The sequence below is a fragment of the Streptomyces sp. AC512_CC834 genome (genome assembly GCF_019049325.1).
Taxonomy (GTDB): domain Bacteria; phylum Actinomycetota; class Actinomycetes; order Streptomycetales; family Streptomycetaceae; genus Streptomyces.
Window position 1 is genome coordinate 140,251 of sequence record NZ_JAGMUO010000097.1, and the last position, 13,465, is coordinate 153,715.

The 13,465-nt window shown below is 72.9% G+C and carries 9 protein-coding genes and 1 pseudogene; 4 read left to right on the forward strand and 6 right to left on the reverse strand.

Features of this window, described 5'->3' with window-relative positions; translation table 11 throughout:
- Positions 1-18: 18 nt before the first annotated feature.
- Entirely contained in the window at positions 19-897 is an 879-nt protein-coding gene (locus KUM40_RS28165; protein ID WP_217169001.1) for an endonuclease/exonuclease/phosphatase family protein, read from the reverse strand.
- A gap of 109 nt (positions 898-1,006) precedes the next feature.
- On the opposite strand from KUM40_RS28165, the gene KUM40_RS28170 reads away from it, so the two are divergent.
- Positions 1,007-2,005: a LysR family transcriptional regulator gene (locus KUM40_RS28170; protein WP_217169002.1), complete on the forward strand. Its 999-nt coding sequence runs from the start codon at positions 1,007-1,009 to the stop codon at positions 2,003-2,005.
- 45 nt (positions 2,006-2,050) lie between these two features.
- Here the strand turns inward: KUM40_RS28170 and KUM40_RS28175 are convergent, their stop codons facing one another.
- Entirely contained in the window at positions 2,051-2,638 is a 588-nt protein-coding gene (locus KUM40_RS28175; RefSeq protein WP_217169003.1) for a TetR/AcrR family transcriptional regulator, read from the reverse strand.
- A gap of 134 nt (positions 2,639-2,772) precedes the next feature.
- Here KUM40_RS28175 and KUM40_RS28180 point away from each other — a divergent pair, with 134 nt between their 5' ends.
- Positions 2,773-4,224 (forward strand): amidase, encoded by a 1,452-nt coding sequence (locus tag KUM40_RS28180; protein ID WP_217169004.1) that lies wholly within the window; start codon positions 2,773-2,775, stop codon positions 4,222-4,224.
- 15 nt (positions 4,225-4,239) lie between these two features.
- Here KUM40_RS28180 and KUM40_RS28185 read toward each other — a convergent pair whose 3' ends face one another.
- The 4 genes from KUM40_RS28185 to KUM40_RS28200 all read right to left on the reverse strand — a co-directional run bounded on the left by KUM40_RS28185 (position 4,240) and on the right by KUM40_RS28200 (position 10,410).
- Complete coding sequence (locus KUM40_RS28185; protein ID WP_308401260.1) at positions 4,240-6,495, reverse strand: bifunctional serine/threonine-protein kinase/ABC transporter substrate-binding protein; 2,256 nt, start codon at positions 6,493-6,495, stop codon at positions 4,240-4,242.
- Positions 6,496-6,498: 3 nt separating this feature from the next.
- On the reverse strand, positions 6,499-8,679 hold the full coding sequence (locus tag KUM40_RS28190; protein WP_217169005.1) for a bifunctional serine/threonine-protein kinase/ABC transporter substrate-binding protein: 2,181 nt from the start codon (positions 8,677-8,679) through the stop codon (positions 6,499-6,501).
- The gene (locus tag KUM40_RS28195) at positions 8,676-9,491 is read right to left on the reverse strand and encodes a hypothetical protein (protein ID WP_217169006.1); all 816 of its coding nucleotides are present in this window, start codon (positions 9,489-9,491) and stop codon (positions 8,676-8,678) included. The genes KUM40_RS28190 and KUM40_RS28195 overlap by 4 nt, the downstream gene beginning before the upstream one ends.
- Positions 9,492-9,699: 208 nt before the next feature.
- Positions 9,700-10,410, reverse strand: a complete 711-nt coding sequence (locus KUM40_RS28200) for a helix-hairpin-helix domain-containing protein (RefSeq protein ID WP_217169007.1) — start codon at positions 10,408-10,410, stop codon at positions 9,700-9,702.
- A gap of 360 nt (positions 10,411-10,770) precedes the next feature.
- Between KUM40_RS28200 and KUM40_RS28205 the strand changes: the two are divergent.
- Positions 10,771-11,344, forward strand: a pseudogene (locus KUM40_RS28205) (hypothetical protein).
- A gap of 104 nt (positions 11,345-11,448) precedes the next feature.
- Positions 11,449-13,302 carry a Na+/H+ antiporter NhaA gene (gene nhaA, locus KUM40_RS28210; protein WP_217169792.1) on the forward strand — a complete coding sequence of 618 codons (1,854 nt, stop codon included), beginning with the start codon at positions 11,449-11,451 and terminating at the stop codon, positions 13,300-13,302.
- Positions 13,303-13,465 lie beyond the last annotated feature (163 nt).

Sequence of the window (13,465 nt, forward strand, 5' to 3'; positions counted from 1 at the left end):
ACGGCTTTCGGTCGAACATCAGGTGACGTCGCGTCCCGGTGCCAGGTCGGTGTACAGGACGTGGTGGTCCGAGTTCTCGGTGGGCCGCACGCGGTGCCCGAGGGCGGCGATGCCGCGCAGGAAGACGTAGTCGAACTTGCTGTTCCAGTCCGTGGTCGGCTCGCAGGTGCCGACGGGCGCGGGATGGCACTCGGGGTCCGCGTCCGTGGCCTGAGCCCACATGGGGTCGAGTTCGGGAGCGTCCGGCACGGCGTTGAAGTCGCCGAGAACGACGGCGCGGTCGTGCCGGGCGACTTCTGCGGCGAGTACGCCGACCTGGCCCTTCCGGAACTCTTCCTGACGTCGTTGGGCGAGGTGCGTGTTGAAGACCCGGACGGACCGGCCGCCCACCTCGGTGGTGACCGCCATGTACCCACGGTCCTCGGATCCGCCCTCGGGGTATTCCACGTCGACGGCGTCCGACATCGGTGCCGCCGAGAGGATCGCCTGGCCGAAGCCCCCCGGATTCCACGGTGCGCCCCCGCAGCGGCGCCAGTTCTGGAGAACCGACCCGTGCTCGACGTGGTAGACCAGCCCGTGGAAGACCTCCAGGTAGTCCCGGATCCTGTCGACGTCCCGTGCGCACGCCTCCTGCATGCCGATGACCTGGGGCGCGTACGCGGCGATCTCCGCCGCCTGGTCGAGGTTGCTCACGTCGCAGGGGTTGCACAGGTTCCACGTCATGACCCGGTTCGGCACGACGTCCTTGACCGCCTCGACCGGCAGTGACCTGCCGGAAGGGGCGCCGCCCGGGGCACTGGGACCGACCAGCACGAAGCAGGCCAGGACCAAGGCGCATGCGAGCACTCGCGAACCGCCCCTTTTGAGCACCGTCGCCTCCTCGGTGTGGACACACATGCCAACTGACGTCCCCAGGGACGAGGTTATGACACGAAGTGGTGATCACAACATAGTCGGCCGGGCGGAGTGAGCCACAACCATCGGTTGAGCGGTCTATGCTCGATCGATGGATACCGAGGCGGTGCGATCGTTCGTCCGTGCGGCCGAGCTCGGCCAACTGCGGCACGCCGCCGACGAGCTCGGTGTGACACAGCAGGCCGTCTCGAAGCGGATCGCCGCTCTCGAGCGCGAACTCGACGTCCGGTTGTTCACCCGCACCGCCCGAGGGGTCGAGCTGACGCTCGACGGGCAGGCCTTCTTGCCGCACGCCCGGAGCGTCGTCACGGGTGTCGATCGCGCCGTCACCTCGATCAGACCGGGCTCGCGGGCTCTGCGGATCGACGTTCTCGGCCTGCGTTCCGCACAGGCGGTCGTCCTGCACGACTATTGGCGGTCCCATCCCGAGACCGAGCTCGACGTGGTGACGCTCAGGGTCAACGACCCGCGCCTGGCGGTGGCCGCCGTGCGGGCGGGCGACATCGACGCCTCGTTCCGCTCGGTCACCGATCCGGCCGCGCTGCCGGGCGACGTGCGGATGATCCACGCGTTCCACTCCCCGCTGGAACTCCTCGTCGGCCCGAGGCACCCGCTCGCCGCCGCACGCACCCTGACACCCGCCCAACTGCATCGGCACCGGATCTGGGTGCCCGGCATCGCGCCGCGCAGCGAATGGGCGGACTTCTACGACCAGCTCGCCGCCGGCTTCGACCTCCGCGTCGACGCCGCGGGCCCGAACTTCGGCAACGAGGTACTCCTCGACATCCTCGCGGACTCCGACGACGTGGCGACCCTCGTGGGCTCGCGCGACCGGTACATCTGGCCGACCAGCCACGACCTGCGCCGCATCCCCATCGCGAATCCGACGCTCGCCTACCCGCTCTCGCTCGTCCTCGCCCGAACGAATCCCCACCCAGGACTCCGGGCGATCATCAACCACTTCGCGAGCCTGACACCGCTGCCCGAGCCGACCTGGCTCCCCTCCTGGGCGACGACACCACGCCTCGGCGCCGGATCCCGCGACGGTGACGGTGACGGTGACGGTGACGGTGAGCGCATGCGGCCCTGACGGCCTCAGGCCGTCAAGGCACAGGCCCGTACGCGTCGAGGGGCGCTACTGGTCCAGGATCCCCTCGACGATTGCCATCAGCCGCTCCCCCGCCCGGTCGATGCTTCCGTTCTGCGTGCTGACCTGCGCGCCTTCGAGTACGAAGGTGATCTGGGCCGCGACCTGCTCGGGATCGGCCAGCCCCGCCGCGGCGCACATGCCGACCAGTCTGCGGGTCTGGCGGGCCTTGTGCTCCTCGATCACCTGCCGCGCGGGGTGGGAACGGTCGGGCAGTTCCGCGAGGGAGTTGATGAAGGGGCAGCCCCGGTGCGAGAGCACCGGCAGCCCCTCGGCGATGAAGCGGGCCAGGCCCAGGATCTGTTCCCTGGGCCGGCCGGGGTGTTCGGCCTCCACGCGGTCGAAGGCCGCCTGGTAGTCGGCGGCGACGATCCGCAGCCACTCGGCGACCAGCGCGTCCTTGGTGTCGAAGTGCCGGTAGATCGCCATCTTGGTCGTCTCGGCCCGCTCGGCGATCGCCTGGACGCCCACGCGCCGGATCCCCTCGCTCTGGAAGAGCTCCTCGGCCGCGTCGAGGATGCGTTCGCGAGGCGGCAGCTTCGCCACCCTGCCCGGCCTTCTGACGGTCGATGTCATGACTGCTCCGTGACGTCCGGTCGGTCGGTGCCCTTCACCGGCTGCTACGGTACCAGTCCGTGCCGCTCGATACCGATAGGTATCATTCGGGACTGGACAGTACCGTTCTTCGTTCTTCGTTCTGAGGAGTGACAGTGAGAGTTGCCGAGTACGTGCGCTTCGACGCGGTGGGGCTCGCGGAGCTGGTGGCCAGGGGCGAGGTGACCCCGGCCGAAGTGGAAGCGGCCGCACGCGAGGCCGCCCGGCGGGTCAACCCGCGGATCAACGCCGTCGTGGAGACCTGGCCGGCCGACGACCGGCCCTCGCCCGGCAGCACACCACTGGCCGGCGCACCCTTCCTGATCAAGGACTTCGGTGTCGCCATGGCGGGCCGGCGCACGGAACTGGGCAGCCGTCTCGCGGCCGGGAACGTCGCCCGCGCCGACTCGTCCCTGATGCTGCGCTTCCGCCGCGCCGGCCTCCTGACCATCGGCCGTACCGCGACACCGGAGCTGGCCTACAGCATCACCACGGAACCGGTGTGGTACGGCCCGACCCGCAACCCGTGGAACCTCCGGCTGAGCGCCGGCGGGTCCAGCGGGGGCGCGGGCGCGGCCGTCGCCTCCGGAGCGGTCCCTCTCGCGCACGCCACCGACGCGGCCGGCTCGCTGCGCATCCCCGCCGCGTACAACGGCCTCTTCGGGCTGAAGCCCACCCGCGGCCGGGTCTCCATGGGGCCCGACGTCGACGAGGGCTTCAACGGGCTGGCCGTCCACGGGAGCGTCAGCCGCACCGTGCGGGACAGCGCGGCCCTGCTCGACCGGATAAGCGGTCCGGAACCGGGTGACCCCTACTTCGCCGAGCAGCCGCCCCGGCCCTACACGGAGGAGGTCGACCGGCCTCCGGGCTCGCTGCGGATCGGGGTTCTCCCCCACGCCTGGGGTGGACGCCGGACCGCCGCTCCGGTGGCCGACGCGCTGTCCCGTACCGTGCGCCTGCTCGACTCCCTCGGCCACCGCACGGAGGAGGTCACGGTCGGGCTCGGTGTCGACTGGGAGGAGTTCGTGCTGGCCAACGCCCGTCTGTCGACGGCGAATCTCGCGGCCTCGGTCGACGAACTGGCCGCCGCCTTCGGCCGGCCGGCCGACTCCTCGACCCTCGAGCCGGTGACGCTGGCCGCCCACCGCTACGGGCAGGGGGTCGGCGGAGTCGAGTTCGTCGCCGCTCTGGCGGTCCGCAACCGGGTCGCGCGAAGCCTGGCCCGGTACTTCGGCACGTACGACATCCTGCTCACGCCCACCCTGCCGGAGCTTCCCCCGCCGCTGGGCGCCCATGCCGAGGGCGCGGAGGAGTTGGACGGCCTCGGCTGGATCGACCGTCTCAACGACCGTTCGCCGTTCACGACGGCGTTCAACGTCACGGGTACGCCCGCCATGTCGGTGCCGGTGACGGCGGACGCCGGGACGGGGCTCCCGGTCGGTATGCAGTTCGCTGCCGGTTACGGACTCGAGGGGCTCCTCTTCCGCCTCGCCGGACAGCTCGAACAGGCGCAGCCCTGGTCGGGCCGAACCCCTGGCGTGTGGGCGGGGGACCTCACGGACGGGTGACAGGGCTCTGTGTATTCACGCGGGCTTCGCCACGTCTCGGTAGTTGCCGAGGAAGACCGGTGCGCCGTGCTCCACCCGGTAGAGGAAGATTCCGGCCGCGTTCTCGAACGCCCCGGTGTCCGGGGCGAAGCCGATCGATTTGGCGAGGCCGTCGTACCGGGCCCGGCGCAGTCGCGTCGCGGTGGAGCCGCGTTCCGGGCCGCCGTCGGCGGGGCGGCGCAGCGCGGAGCCGATGAGCAGCAGGGCGTCGTAGGTCTCCAGGGCGAAGGGCGCGGCGGGTCCGGGCGCGGGCGCGGACGGGAACCGTTCGGCGTACGCGGCGGTGAAGCTCCGCGCCGCGGGCAGCCGGGCCGCGTCGACGTACGCGGTCACGCACAGCCAGCCCTCCGCGGCGTCTCCCGCTTCCTCGATGAACGGGAAGCGAGCCGCGTGCCCGTCCGCGGGCAGTTCCGGGGACAGGACCGGTTCCGGTGCCATGCGGGGGCCGTCGAAGCCGGTCCGTCGCAGGGCCCGCGCGCACCGGGCCGCGCGGGCCGGTGAGGCGCCGGCGTAGACCACCGCCTGTGCGCCGGAGTCCCGCACCGACCGGGCCGCGCCGTCCAGCCCACTCTCCCCCGCCGGGACTTGGTGCACACTGACCCGGCCGCCGGTGGGCGGAGTCTGCAGGATCCGCTCGACCAGGCCCCAGTCCTCGTCGTCGGTGGCGGCGCGGTCGTCGACGACGGCGGTGTGTGCCGTCCGTTCCGCTCTGCCGAGGTAGCGCAGGAACCCGTCGGCAGAGTCCACCCTGTTCGCCCGGAGCTGGAAGAGCGCCTGCCGTGAGGCGAGGGACATGAGCGACGGGCGCGCGGAGACGGTCACCATGGGCAGCAGCGCCCGCTCGTACCGGTCCGCGACGGCCGCGAACCCCGCCTCCGCGGTGGGGCCGAGTACGGCGACGATCTCGGGGTCGGCCACGAACCGGTCCGCCACCTCGGCCGCGCGGCCGGCGTCGCCCCGGTCGTCGAGGACGGTCAGGCTCAGGTCGAAGGGGCGGTCCCCGTCGGCGTTGAAGTGCGCCACCGCGAGTCGTGCGCCCCGCTCCTGTGCCTGCCCGAGCACCCTGGACGGGCCCGACAGGTCGGCGTGCAACCCGACGGCGTAGCGGGGCAGCGGCGTGGGATCGCCGTCGTCCGCCGCGCCGGGCCACGCCAGGCGCAGGGCGGCGAGCCCGGCCCCGGTCACCGCCGTGGCGAGCCCGGCTCCGAGGCCGAGCCGGAGCATCCGGCGGCGGGTCGTCCCCCTGTTCACGGCCGTGTACTGCGCGGTCCGCGCGTCGGTGGCCTCCTGTGACGCCGCGGGGGCGGGCGGCTCCGGGTCGGGCAGGGCGATGACCGCCGCGGTGCGTTCGGCGATGACTCCGGGCAGCGGCGCGGGCAGCCAGCCGTCGTACGCATCCGCCGGGAGTCCGGCGGCCAACTCCTCCCGTACGGTGTCGATGCCGGGCCGGTCGCGCGGGTCCTTGGCCAGGCACGCGCGCAGCAGCGCAAGCAGGGGCGGCGGCGTGCCGGTGAGATCGGGTTCCTCGTGGACGGTGCGGAACAGCGAGCCCGCCACGGTGCCCGCCTCGAAGGGGCGCCGCCCGGACACCGCGTAGGCGAGGACGCAGCCGAGGGAGAACACGTCGCTGGGCGGCCCGGCGCCGCCGGACCGTGCCTGTGCCTGCTCCGGGGAGAGGAATCCGGGTGAGCCGATGACCAGGCCACTGGCGGTCAGCGCGGTGATGCCGTCGGCCCGGGCGATGCCGAAGTCGATCAGCCGTGGACCGTCGAGGGCGAGCAGGATGTTGCCGGGCTTCACGTCGCGGTGCACCAGCCCCGCCGTGTGCACGTCGCCCAGCGCCTGCGCGAGCCGTACGCCGAGGACGCGCACGGTGTGTTCGGGCAGCGGGCCGTGAACCTCGACGGCCTCGGCGAGGTTCGGGCCCGGCACGAACAGGGTGGCCAGCCAGGGCACCGCGGCCTCGGGATCGGCGGCGGTGAGCGGCACGAGCCAGCGGCCGGACAGCCGTGCGGCGGCCTGCGTCTCGCGGCGGAACCGCGCCCGGAAGGCGGGCTCGGCGGCGTGTTCCGCGCGCACCAGTTTCACCGCCGCCAGGCCGCCGCCGGGCGAGCGGGCCAGGTAGACCACGCCCATGCCGCCCGCGCCGAGCCGTCCGAGCAGCACCCGGCCGCCGATCTCGACGGGATCGCCCCGACGCAGCGGCCGCACCGCCGACCCCCGATCGCCCACCGGCTAGTCCCCTCCCGGCACGGCACCGAGGAAGCGGAACTCGCCGTTCTCGACGCGGTGCAGGTAGCACACCTCGCCCTCGAACCGGCCGTTGTCCCGGTTGAACACGTACGTCTTGGTGATGCCGCGGTACCGGGCGGCGCGCAGCAGCGTCGCGAGCCGGGCGCGCTCCGGTGGCCGGCCGTCCCGTACGCCCCGCACCAGTTGGTCGATGGCGAGGTTCGCCGCGTCGTACGCCTCCACCGCGTAGCGGCCGGGCGGTGCGTCGAAGCGGCGGCGGAACGCGCTCGTGAACGAAGCGGCCGCGGGCAGCCGTTCCGGGTCGACGAAGGACGTGCCGAGCAGCCAGCCCTCGGCGGCCGCACCCGCCTCGTCGAGGAACGCGGGCTCGGCCACCTCCTCCGGGCCGACCCGCGGACCGTCGAACCCCGCGGCGGCGAGGCCGCGCGCAACACCCGCCGCGCCCTCGGCGGGCCCCGCGTAGACGAAGGAGTCGACCTTCGCGTCGAGGATGTCCGTGACCTGCGGGCCGAGATCGTCCAGGCCGGACGGCACCACGCGCGGGTAGAACCGGGTGCGCGCCTTGCGCATCGCGTCGGTGACGCCCTGGGTGACCTGCCAGGCGACGGGATCCGCCGTGCGGTCCTGCAGCAGCCCGGGGTAGGAGACCTTCTCCTGCCGGGTGAGCTGGACGGCGAGCCCGAACCCGAGCGCGTACACCAGCGACCGGCAGTGCAGCGGTGCCCGGTAGCGGCGGCCGACGAGCCGGAAGGCGCCGGGTTTGACGAGGAGCATCGGCAGCAGCGCCTCCTCGTAGGTGGCGACCGCGCCGTCGACGCAGGCGTCGGTGGTCGGGCCGATCACGGCGAGCACGCCGCGGTCGCGCACCAGGCTCTGCGCGGCGGCCCGGGCGCGCTGTTGCGAGCCGCGGTCGTCGGCGGTCCGCAGCCGCAGTTCGAAGGGTTTGTCGGCGCGGGCGTTGTGCTGCTCCAAGGCGAGCCGCACGCCCTGCTCGTGTGCCCGCCCCGCCGCCTTGCCGGGGCCGCTGAGGTCGGCGTGCACGCCGACCGCCCAGGTCTCCTCCCCGGCCGGTGGGGCGGCGTCGTCGCGGGTCGCGGCCCACAGTGCGGCGCCCGCGCCGGCCACCGCGAGCACCGCGCCGCCCGAGCCGAGCGCGAGGACCCTGCGTCGGCTCACGCCGCCGTGCGGCGGGGCCGGAGCGCCGTTCGGCAGGTCGGTGACGGTGCGGTCGATGTCGGGCAGCGCCAGCATGCGGGCCGAGCGGTCGGCGATGTCCCGTACGACGTGCGGGGGCAGCCAGGCGCCGCCGGAGGGGGCGTCCCCCGCCAGACGGGACTCGATCTCCGCCGCGTCGGGGCGGGCCGCGGGGTCCTTGGCCAGGCACTCCCGCGTGAGCGCGCGCAGCTCGTCGCCGGCGGCGGCGTGGCCGTGGGCGCCGCCACCGTCCGCGCCGATGCCCTCCAGGTCGGGTTCGTCGTGCACGGTCCGGTACAGCACGGCCTGCGCGGTGCCCTCGCCGAACGGGAGCCGTCCGGTGGCCGCGTACGCGAGCAGACAACCGAGGGCGAACACGTCGCTCGGCGGGCCGAGCGAGTCGAGCCGGGCCTCGGCCTGCTCCGGGGAGAGGAAGCCGGGGGTGCCCGCGACCAGACCCGTCGCGGTGAGCGCGGTGTGGCCGGTGGACCGGGCGATGCCGAAGTCGATGAGCCTGGGCCCGTCGACGGCGAGGAGCACGTTGGCGGGCTTGACGTCGCGGTGGACGATCCCCGCCGCGTGCACGGCGCGCAGGGCGGCGGCCAGCATCCGGCCCAGGGCGCGCACGCTGTGCGTCGGCAGCGGGCCCGAGCGGTGGACCGCCTCGCCCAGCGAGGGGCCCGGTACGAAGGCCGTCGCCAGCCACGGTGTGGGCTCGTCGGGTCCCGCGCCGGTCACCGGCACCGCCCAAGGACTGATCACCCGGCCGGCCGCCTCCACCTCGCGCCGGAACCGGGCCCGGAAGTCGGGCTCGTCGGCGAGTTCCGGCAGGACGACCTTGACGGCGGCCAGCGCTCCGGTGGCGGACCGTCCGAGGTAGACCACGCCCATGCCGCCCGCGCCGAGCCGGGCCAGCAGGCGGTGGCCGCCGATCGTCCCCGGGTCGCCCGGGAGCAGCGGCCCGCTCACTTGCGCACCCCCATCTCCATGATGACTCTGGCCCCCATGTATCCGATGACCTTCGAGCTGGTGGCCAGCGCCTCCTGCTTGTCGTGGCCGGTGGCGCTCTTCACCGAGACGGCGAGGGTGACGGTGCCCATCCGGCACACGTCCCAGACGTACGGGTGGGGGCTGCCGGGCAGGTCGCTGTGGACCTCGCCACTCTCCTGGAGGTAGTCGGTGGCGCCGCTCGGGTCCGGTGACAGATCCCCGCCGGAGCGCAGTCCGGTGACGCGCTCGGTGGCGTTCAGCCGCTGGCCGGGGCAGCGCAGCGGCTCCTCCAGGGTGCGCGCCATCTCCCAGCGGGCGCTCTCCTCGGTGCGGTGGACCGTGACGACGGCGGCGACCCGCATCGGCCCGGCGTCGCCCTTCGCGGGCAGCTCGCTGCGCCGGACGACGGCGGCGAACTCGGAGTCGGGCAGCCTCCGTTGCTCCCACACGCAGTCCTCGCTCAGCTCGGGGGTGCGCCGGGGCCCGCTCTTGTAGTCGCTGCTCTTGACGTACCCCGCTCCCCAGTCCTCCGGCTTCGCGACGACCTTGCGGGCGACCTTCAACGCCTGTGCGCGGTTCTTCGGCCGCCGGTCCGGGTCGGGCACGAAACCCAGGAACGGGCCGTCGGGTTCGGCAGCGGCGGCGCCGCCGGAGGCCTCGGGGCTCGCGGACGGGTCGTCCGTGCCGTCGGCATCGCCTCCTTCTCCCCAGCAGCCCGTCGCCAGGACGGCCAGGGCGAGCGCGCCGCCGCACAGCCGTACCCGCGCCCGTGTCCTTCTCCCCCAGGCCATGCGTCCCCCCGTGTGCCGCGTTCACGACGGCGAATGTCGTCGTCGTACCGTCCCATCGTGCCTGCCGTCCGCCGCGCCGCCGACCGAGGGGCGGGGAGCCGTGACGAAACCGATGCGCTGTGAAAGCTGAGGTGTTACGAGGGCGCGGGCCGTCCGGGCCATCCGGGCGAGGCGCCCGGCCCGCACGACATGGTTCCCGGGGCGGTTCCTAGGCCGGGTTCGTGCCCTCCTGCGGTGGCAGGAACACCAACCGGTCCGCGACGGCGTCGAGATGCCGGGGTGGGAGGTCCATGGTGACCGACAGGTCGTCGACCGACTCGAAGCCACCGACCACCGGTCGCATGCGCACGGCCTCCGCGGCGCGTTCGTCCGACAGGGTCAGGTGCCGGGCCAGGACGTCCGCCGGCACGTTGTTGACGTCGACGAGACCGCCGTCGGGGAACGCGCGGTCGGCCAGGTCGACACGGCCGATGCGCAGTTCGAGCGCCCGGCGCGGATCGGTGGCGGTGATGTCCCGCGCGGTCTCCCGCGCCGCACGCTCGTCGCGGTGCGCGGCGAGCAGGGCACGCTGCCGGTTCTGCAGGGGGCGCATCAAGTCGGCGTCGGGGCTCTTCCACACCCGGGACCGGATCCCGAACGCGTGACCGGTCCCGACGAGGATGTTGAAGAACATGGCGGCGCCGAAGACCGCTTCGTTCGTGGCGGACACGTCCGGGTCGCAGGTGACGAACAGCGCGGCCGCCACACCGTAGGGCACGGTGGCCAGCGCCTGCGCCCGGCTCTTCGTGCGCACCGTCGCATGAATCATCAGTGGCAGCGTCCCGAGTCCGAGCGTCAGGACGGGGATCAGCGCCCACAACGAGGTGAGCAGTGTCCGCGCGAGGTGCTCGCGCCTGCTGAAGGGATGGAAGTCGGCCATGCTGCTCCCCCGTGTCTGTCGTCCCGCGCTGCTCGTTCTGCCTCTGCTTGTTCTACCGCTGTTTGTTCCTACCAAGGTAGGGACTCCCGGACAGGATGCCGCGGTTGCGGAATATCCATGTGCTCACAGGCGCCGGGAGCGTTGTCTTCGTGACATGAACGTCATCGGCAGAAGCATCTTCGCGAGCGCGCGAGCGACCAGCTCGCCGGTTGCCGCCGTCTGACCTTCCCCTCTTCCACCGGCGACCGGAATCGGCCCGTCGGTGGTTCGCGTGGCGCTCTGTCGCCTTCGCCTCGGTACGAGGACCGCACGGTTCCGTCGTCCGGTGCCTCTCCCGCCTCGACGCGAAGGAGTCACCCCATGAACACCGAGCACGTCGCCCGGACGTTCGTCGAGTACTACGAGGAACACGGTCATCGCCGGATCACCGGCTCGACGCCGCTGCCACCGCCCGGCGACCCCGTGCTGTTCACCACCTCCGGCATGCATCTGACGGTCTTCGAGATGCTCGGCACCTCACCCCGCCACGGTCCACGCCGACCCGCGACGACCGGTGGGTGGAGGTGTGGAACCACGTGATGATGCGCCATCGCCGACTCGACGACGGCCGCCTCGTGCCGCTGCCGCGGCGCAACGTCGACACCGGCCGGGGCTGTGTGCTGCGGCGCCTGGTACGACGGGTGCTCACCGTGCTGTGGCGGGACGATCCCTCCCGGGGGCTCGGGGACCTGCCCGACGAATTGGTCGGCCACACGTTGGACCACTTCCGGCAGGAAGGGGATCCCGACACCGGTTCGGCCGGCTCCTGGAACGCGGCCGGAAGGTGCTCTCCCGGCCCCGCTTCCGGGGCCCGCTGGGCGAGGAGGACTTCCACTACCTTCACGACACCCACGGTCTGCCGCGCGACCTGGTGACGAGCCTGCGCGAGGGGTGACGGGCCACGCGGCGCATCCGGACCGTCCTCCGGGGCGGTCCGGGCCGCGTGCGGTGATAATCGCCCGTGTGAGCGATGGTGAGTCGTGCGGGACCGGGCAGGGCATGTCGACCCGGGGCGACACGCGCTGGCGGTCCTTCGTACAGACGGAGACGGGCAGCGCCGCTCTGCTGCTGGCGGCCGTGGTCGTGGCGCTGCTGTGGGCCAACATCGACCTCCACTCCTACGAGGCCGTGTGGGGGGCGCGCTTCACGATCGGTTTCGACGCCCACCATCTGTCGCTGGACCTGCACGAGTGGGTCAACTCGGGGCTGATGAGTCTGTTCTTCTTCGTGGTCGGCCTGGAGGCCCGGCGCGAGTTCGACATGGGGGAACTGCGGGACCGGCGCTGGGTGCTGCTCAGCGTGGTGGCCGGCCTCGGCAGCATGGTCGTTCCGGCGTTGATCTACGTCCTGATCAACGCGGGGCACGACTCGGTGCACGGCTGGGGCACGGCCATGTCGACCGACACCGCCTTCGCGCTGGGCATCCTGGCCGTCTTCCGTTCCCGGCTGCCGGCCTCCTTGCGAGCGTTCATGCTGTCGATCTCGGTCGTCGACGATCTCGTGGCGCTGCTCGTCATCGCCGTGTTCTACAGCGACGAAGTCCATGTGCCCGCCCTGCTCGTCGCCCTGGGCGCGCTGCTGGTCATCGCCGTACTGCGGTGGGTGGGGGTGCGCGGCGGCGGGTACTGCGCGGTGCTGTCGGTGGTGGTGTGGGGGGCACTGCACGAGGCGGGCGTCGATCCGGTCGTGACGGGTCTGGCCGTCGGGGCCCTGGTCCTCGCGTACCCGGCGCCGCGTGGGGACCTGGAGCGCGCGAGCCGTCTCTTCAGGCGGTTCCGGGAGCAGCCGACGCCGGAGTTGCAGCGTTCTGCGGCTCGGGGGCTGGCCTCGGCGATCTCGCCGAACGAACGGCTGGAGCAGAGGTTCCTGCCGTGGGTGAGCTTCGGTATCGTGCCGTTGTTCGCGCTGGCGAACGCCGGGATCGAGCTGAGCGGCGCGCGCCTTGCCGACGCGTTCACCTCGCCGATCACGCTGGGCATCCTGTGCGGCTGTGTGGCGGGCAAGATCGTGGGGATCGTGGGTTCCATGGCGGGCTCGCAGGTGCTGTCGGGCGGGCGGCTGCGGCCCAATGTGGGCTGGGGTTCGGTCACCACCGCCGGAGCGATCGCCGGGGCCGCCTTCACGGTGTCGCTGCTGATCGCCGCTCTCGCGTTCGAGGGCGAGGAACTCGACCAGGCCCGCATCGGCATCCTCGCCACCCTGCTCGGCTCGTTCGCGGCGAGCTGGGCGGTCTCCGGCGTGATCGGGCTCCTGCCGGCGGCGCGGAGGGCGCGGGCCCTGCTGGGCAGTTCCGATCCGCTGACGGATCTGGCGGTGGCCGTCGACGAGCGCCACGACCGGGTGCGCGGTCCCGAGGACGCCGCGGTGACCCTGGTGGAGTACGGCGACTTCGAGTGCCCGTACTGCGGTCGGGCCGAGGCCGTGGTCCGCGATCTGCTGGGCAGTGAGACCGATGTCCGCTACGTGTGGCGGCATCTGCCGCTGGCGGACGTACACCCGAACGCCCAGTTCGCGGCGGAGGCGTCGGAGGCGGCAGCGCGTCAGGGAGCGTTCTGGGCCATGCACGACCTGCTCCTGGAACGGCAGGACGAGCTGAGCGAGCGGGATCTGTCGCGGCACGCCCAGGAGCTGGGCCTGGACGTGGACATGTTCCGCGGGGACCTCGACCAGCACCGCGGCGCCCGCAGGGTCGCCGAGGACGTGGACTCCGCGGACCTGAGCGGGGTGTCGGGCACGCCGACCTTCTTCATCAACGGCCGGCGCCACCACGGTGCCTATGACATCGCGGCGCTGACGCGCGCGGTGGACCAGGCCCGGCGGCGCGTCCTGGCCAACCGGACGGAGGCCGAGTGAACGTGAGCGTGATCGGCGAGGGCGCCGGTCCAGTCCCGGTTGGTGGCGGCGTCGGCACGGCTCCACGACATCGCGGCTTGCCCGGTGGCACAGGGCAAGCCGTATGACTTCACTGGTGGCGGTAGTGGCAATAGTGGCGGTAGATCTTGAGAGGACCGATTGC